Annotated in this window: 5 protein-coding genes; 4 read left to right on the forward strand and 1 reads right to left on the reverse strand. The window is 33.3% G+C overall.

Translation table 11 applies throughout. The annotated features are described in order from the left end of the window. The coding region (locus AA81_RS03680; RefSeq protein WP_211292649.1) for a M55 family metallopeptidase at nt 1–821 on the forward strand (821 nt) is incomplete at its 5' end. Between the two features lie 19 nt (nt 822–840). Next, on the forward strand, nt 841–1,362 hold the full coding sequence (gene msrA / locus AA81_RS03685) for a peptide-methionine (S)-S-oxide reductase MsrA (protein ID WP_103898240.1): 522 nt from the start codon (nt 841–843) through the stop codon (nt 1,360–1,362). Between the two features lie 122 nt (nt 1,363–1,484). On the opposite strand, the gene AA81_RS03690 is transcribed toward msrA, so the two are convergent. Continuing rightward, a complete protein-coding gene (locus AA81_RS03690) occupies nt 1,485–2,249 on the reverse strand; it encodes a TIGR00266 family protein (protein WP_103898241.1) in 765 nt (254 codons plus the stop codon). Nucleotides 2,250–2,579: 330 nt separating this feature from the next. On the opposite strand from AA81_RS03690, the gene rimP reads away from it, so the two are divergent. Next, the gene (rimP, locus tag AA81_RS03695; RefSeq protein ID WP_169999599.1) at nt 2,580–3,053 is read left to right on the forward strand and encodes a ribosome maturation factor RimP; all 474 of its coding nucleotides are present in this window, start codon (nt 2,580–2,582) and stop codon (nt 3,051–3,053) included. Nucleotides 3,054–3,082: 29 nt separating this feature from the next. Next, the gene (nusA, locus tag AA81_RS03700; protein ID WP_103078630.1) at nt 3,083–4,108 is read left to right on the forward strand and encodes a transcription termination factor NusA; all 1,026 of its coding nucleotides are present in this window, start codon (nt 3,083–3,085) and stop codon (nt 4,106–4,108) included. The last annotated feature ends 152 nt before the right edge of the window (nt 4,109–4,260 follow it).

Raw genomic sequence — 4,260 nt, forward strand, 5'->3', positions numbered from 1 at the left:
AGATGATTATTATAAAAATATACATTTCATTTGATTTTGAAGGGCTTGGGGGTGTCGCCCAATGGAACGATGTCACAAAAAATAATAAAGATTACAAACAAACATATGCTGTTAGGCAATTAAAAGCTTTGCTAGAAGAGTTAAAAGAACATGAGATCACTTTGTCAGATTCCCATGCGGAAGGGAACAACATTCCGTGGGAGATCACAGAAGAATTCCCAAACGTAAAATTAATCAGCGGTGGGATAAGAAAATATTATATGATGACCGGTATAGATGAATCTTTCGATAGGATGATCTTTTTTGGTTACCATGCTGGAGTTGGAGAGAAATACTCTACTATGGATCATACTTATTCAAGTTCCTCTATTCATAATATTTGGATCAATAAAGTAGAAATGAATGAAACTTTAATTAATGCCGCATACGGAGGTAGTTTTGGCGTTCCATTGGCAATGGTTGTTGGGGATGATAAACTCAAAAACCAATTGAATCCATATTTTAAACATTTATACTATGTAGAAACCAAAAGATCCTTAGGTAGATATTCTGCAGAGTTTAAACCTATGAAACAATTACTTGAAGAAATTAAAAGCACAACTAATGAAATGATAGATAAAAACAAAGAATATTTTGATGTCTACACATTCAACTCACCCATCGAGATGATTGTTGAATTTTCTGACACTTCAAAAGCTGATATGGTGGAATCTATGCCATTAACAGAAAGAATAGATGGAAGAAAGGTGAAAATAAGTAGCGACAATTATCGTGTGATTTTTGAGGCTCTTTTAGCGATAACATATATATGTGGAGCATAGAAAATAAGAGGTGATTAAAATGAGCAAAATACCAACAGATACAGCAATCTTTGCAGCGGGTTGTTTTTGGGGAGTAGAATACATGTTTAAAAAAGTCGCAGGTGTCATCGACGTAGTCAGTGGTTACACAGGTGGTTTTGTTGAAAATCCAACTTATGAACAGGTTTGTAGTGGGAAAACAGGTCATGCAGAATCTGTTTTAATTGTCTACGACCCAGACATAGTAAGCTACGAATCATTAGTCAGATATTTTTTTGAAATTCATGACTTTAGCCAAGAAAATGGTCAGGGGCCAGACATTGGAGAGCAATATAGAAGCGAAATATTTTACATAAATGAAGAACAAAAAGCAATCGCAGAAAAAGTAAAAGACGAATTAATCAATAGAGGTTTAAAAATTGTAACCAAGATAACTAACGCTTCAGAATTTTACAAAGCAGAGGATTATCACCAAAATTATTATGAAAAAACAGGAAAAGCCCCTTATTGCCACTTCAGAAGAAGAGTTTTTAAAAATGATTATATCAAATTCTTAGTGTAGAATAAGGGGAATACGTGACTTTCCTTCTGTTCATCAACCAATCGTAGATTGTTGTTTTAAAAAGGCGAAGGGTATAGAAGGATATATGATGATTTTTATTTTATTATTGGTATTTCCATAATTCAAAATCTTTGATCATCGTTGAACAATCCACCAATGAAACCTCTGCCCATATTTCTATTTTCTCCCTTGTTTTGATACTTTGCTGCTGCGTTTATTCTGTCTGCGAGTCTTGAAAACGGAAGACTTTGTAGATAGATTGTCCCTGGACCATTGAGTTTTGCTATGAACAAGCCTTCTCCACCAAAAAGTGAATTTCTAAAACCACCTATAAACTGAACATCATAATTCACAGTTTTAGAAAAACCTACCACACAACCGGTATCTACTTTTAAAATTTCACCGGGTTGTAATTGCCTTTCGATTAAAGCCCCTCCAGCATGAATAAAAGCCATGCCATGTCCTTCTAATCTTTGAAGAATGAAGCCTTCTCCACCAAATAAACCTGTGCCTATCCTTTTAGTAAACTCTACTTCTATTTCTATCCCATTTGCTGCACATAAAAAACTATCCTTTTGGCATATAAAAGTCCCATTGAATTCTATTAAATCGATCGGTACAATCTTACCTGGATAAGGAGCTCCAAAAGCAACATGCCCTTTGCCTTCCCCATTTTGTACAAAGTTTGTTATAAAAAAACTTTCTCCAGTCATCATTCTTTTCAAGCCTCTGAAAAGACCTCCACCTGTGTTGGTTTGCATCACTATTCCTTCTTCCATATACATCATAGCACCAACTTCAGCCCTAATCCCTTCTCCTGGGTCAAGCTCAATTTCCACTAGTTGCATGTCATCACCATAGATTTTGTAATCTACCATATCAGCCATTTTCTAAATCCTCCTTAAATTCTAAAATTTGTTGTCTTTAGAAATTTTGAAAACTCGATATATAGCGCCCCTTAGCCCCGCTCCCATCCATAAGGAAGAGTAGAAGATTTTGCCCGTTCCCCCGCAGAGGTTTTAATTCTTTCATATTATAATTTATTTATATAAAAAATTAAAAATAGAATTTTTTAGATAGTCTTGATTTTTATTTTTTTTATGATATAATATTAATGGTAATTAAGAGAAAATTAATTAACAAAATGAGTGCCGAGGGCTTTTTGCCCTCGAGCTTTTTTATAAAAAATATTTTTTGAAATGAAAGGGGTGAATGCCATGTTAACCAACAAAGAAATTAAACAGTTAATATGGGAAAAAGCCGATAACGTTGCTTCTAAGTTGGGTCTTGAAATTTTTGATATCTTAATTAAAGGTAGTAATAAAAATAAAATTCTAGAGATTGTTATCGATAAAGCAAACGGATACGTGTCCATAGGAGATTGTGAAAGATTTTCCAAGGTTTTTGACCCTTGGTTAGACGAAATTGATCCCTTTGACAAGAGTTATGAGTTAGTAGTTAGTTCTCCTGGACTCGATAGAAAATTGAGAGGCAAAAAAGATTACGAAAGATTCAAAGGAAAATTAGCAAAATTTATTTTAAAAGGTAAAGAAAAGAAACACCCTGTATTAATTGGGTATATTGACGATATATTGGAAGATCAGATTAAAATTACTGAAAAAGATTCTGGAAAATTATTCAACATTGATTTAAACGAAATAGATAAAGCAAATTTAGAAATTGAATTGTAAAATTTGAAAGATATAGGAGGTGTAGAACATTGAATTTAAACCTATTAGAAGCTTTAGACGCCTTGGAAAGAGATAAAGGTATAAGTAGGGACTCGTTGGTCGATATTATAGCTAAATCTATTAAAAGTGCATACAAAAAAAATTATGGGGCAAAAAATGTTGAAATTGAAATCGATAAAAACTTAACAAAATTGAATGTTTTTCAATTATGGAAAGTCGTTGAAAAAGTTGAAAACCCTAAAGAAGAAATTTCTTTGGATGAAGCTAAAAAAATTAATCCAAAAATAGAAATAGGTGAAATGGTAAGAAAAAAGATCAATCTTAAAAAGGACTTTAGAAGAGTTGCCGCTCAAACAGCAAAACAAGTTATACTTCAAAATTTGAAGGAACTAGAAAAGAAAAACTTGTTTGATAAATATGTAGCTTTAAAAAATAGGATTTCAACCGCTGAAATAATTAAAGTCAGTGATGAATATATTGACATTAGAATAGGAAAATTAGAGACTAAACTCCCTATGAAAGAGACAATTCCTGGAGAAACTTTTAAAAGCGGAGAACTTGTAAAAGTTTATATAAAAAACATTCAAAACACATCAAAAGGCCCAAAAATTATGGTTTCAAGAACTGTACCTGAACTCATTACAGAACTACTATCATCTATCGTACCCGAGATAGAAGAAGGGATCATAAAAATTGTAAAAATAGTCAGGGAACCCGGAATACGGACTAAAGTTGCTGTTGTTAGTTCCATGCCAGGAGTTGATCCTGTAGGTGCTTGTATCGGTGAAAAAGGCTCAAGAATTAGTGAGTTACTAAAAGAATTAAAAAATGAAAAAGTAGATATTATAGAATATTCAGAAGATCCTAAAATTTTTATAAAGCACGCTCTTGCCCCTGCTGAAGTAAAAAATATAATTCTTAACGAAGACGAAAGAACCGCTTTTGTTTACGTCCCTGAGAATCAACTTTCTTTAGCTGTGGGAAAGGGCGGTCAAACCGCTAGATTGGCAGCAAAAATTACCGGATGGAAAATTGATATACACTCATTGAAATAAGCACACAAATCGGGTGGGAGTGCGCATGCTGGGCGCACAAATAAAAATACCGCATCTAACTGACTGATGCGGTATTTTTTTAGGGGTGAGAAGATACAAATAAATCAAAATATATTACTTTTAAAAAAAGTGAGGGGGCGATACCTACTCTC

It is taken from the genome of Petrotoga halophila DSM 16923, from assembly GCF_002924615.1.

Coding starts and splice junctions, on each gene's coding strand:
- msrA (WP_103898240.1), top strand. CDS start 841: ATGAGCAAAATACCAACAGATACAGCAATCTTTGCAGCGGGTTGTTTT.
- AA81_RS03690 (WP_103898241.1), bottom strand. CDS start 2,249: ATGGCTGATATGGTAGATTACAAAATCTATGGTGATGACATGCAACTA.
- rimP (WP_169999599.1), top strand. CDS start 2,580: ATGTTAACCAACAAAGAAATTAAACAGTTAATATGGGAAAAAGCCGAT.